General features: G+C 51.4%; 2 protein-coding genes. Both read left to right on the top strand.

The window, feature by feature from the left end:
- Positions 1 to 172: 172 nt before the first annotated feature.
- Positions 173 to 325 (top strand): Hok/Gef family protein, encoded by a 153-nt coding sequence (locus tag ACOTX3_RS26025; RefSeq protein WP_013095084.1) that lies wholly within the window; start codon positions 173 to 175, stop codon positions 323 to 325.
- 121 nt (positions 326 to 446) lie between these two features.
- The gene (locus tag ACOTX3_RS26030) at positions 447 to 1,121 is read left to right on the top strand and encodes a tetratricopeptide repeat protein (RefSeq protein WP_029883707.1); all 675 of its coding nucleotides are present in this window, start codon (positions 447 to 449) and stop codon (positions 1,119 to 1,121) included.
- Positions 1,122 to 1,244: the final 123 nt, after the last annotated feature.

Raw genomic sequence — 1,244 nt, forward strand, 5'->3', positions numbered from 1 at the left:
AGAATTAGCCTGAAATTAAAAGGTCTGAGTCCAATTGAATATCGAACCCAGACCTATGTGCCTCGTGTTTAACTGTCCAACTTTTTGGGGTCAGTACAACCCGAGGCTACCCCTCAACAACCTACAGGTTGAGAGTAGCCTCTTATTCTTTTTTTGACAAGGAGTAAAAGGCATGACGCCATTAAAAACTGCGTTAGGCATTGTCTTTATTATCTGCCTGACGATAGTGATCTTTACCTTTATTACTCGCGGAAAGTTATGCGAACTGACAATAAAGAGTGAACATCAGGAGGTGGCGGCGAAATTAGCCTGCGTTGCAGGCTAACCTCTGCGGGCGGAACGACAGTTCCGCCCGGCTTGCAGGATGCTGAGGTCTTAACGCACCCGTTTTTTTATTCTATGGCCGCGATTATACTGCGCGGCGTGTACCCAGATGATAAGAATCCATGAAACCATTTTTACTGTTGTTATTAATTTTTACGTCGTTCGTCCATGCCGATGAGATTGGCAGCCAGTACAAAGCACAGGCGGAGGCGGGCGATGCACGCGCTCAGTATTATCTCGCCGACACCTGGTTCAGCTCCGGCGACAGCAAGCAGGCGGCAATGTGGGCAGAGAAAGCGGCAAAAGGGGGCGACATCGATGCCATGGCCCTGTTGTCTCAGATCCACTTTACTCAGGGCGATTACGCTCAGGCTAAAGCGCTGGCACAGCAGGCCACGATTGCGGGCAGCAAGCGTGGCGCCATTATGCTGGCACGCGTTCTGGTGAATACCCAGGGTGGCAAAACAGACTACCCGCAGGCCATCAAACTGCTGCAGACGGCCACCGAAGATATCGACAACGACTCTGCGGTAGATGCACAAATGCTGCTGGGTCTGATTTATGCCAACGGTGTAGAAGTGGCCCAGGACGATGCTCTGGCGGCATCGTGGTTTAAGCGCAGCTCATCTTTGTCACGCACTGGCTATGCCGAATACTGGGCAGGGATGCTGTTCCAGCAGGGCGAGAAAGGCTTTATCACGCCCAATAAACAGAAGGCGCTCTACTGGTTGAACCTGAGCTGTACGGAAGGGTTTGATACGGGATGTGAAGAGTTTGATGCGTTGAGCGGAGAGTAGAATCCCCTCACCCTAACCCTCTCCCCATGTACGGTCCGGGGACATAGTGAACACTTGTTCGGGGACATGGTAGACACTTACAACTAAGGCATAAGAACCCGTTTATGGAGTCGCTTATGCCCT

It is taken from the genome of Enterobacter cloacae complex sp. IR5384 (assembly GCF_049237265.1).
GTDB lineage: Bacteria > Pseudomonadota > Gammaproteobacteria > Enterobacterales > Enterobacteriaceae > Enterobacter > Enterobacter cloacae.

What these genes read in the sequence shown, in the direction of transcription:
- ACOTX3_RS26025 (WP_013095084.1), top strand. Translation starts at nt 173, where the DNA reads ATGACGCCATTAAAAACTGCGTTAGGCATTGTCTTTATTATCTGCCTG.
- ACOTX3_RS26030 (WP_029883707.1), top strand. Translation starts at nt 447, where the DNA reads ATGAAACCATTTTTACTGTTGTTATTAATTTTTACGTCGTTCGTCCAT.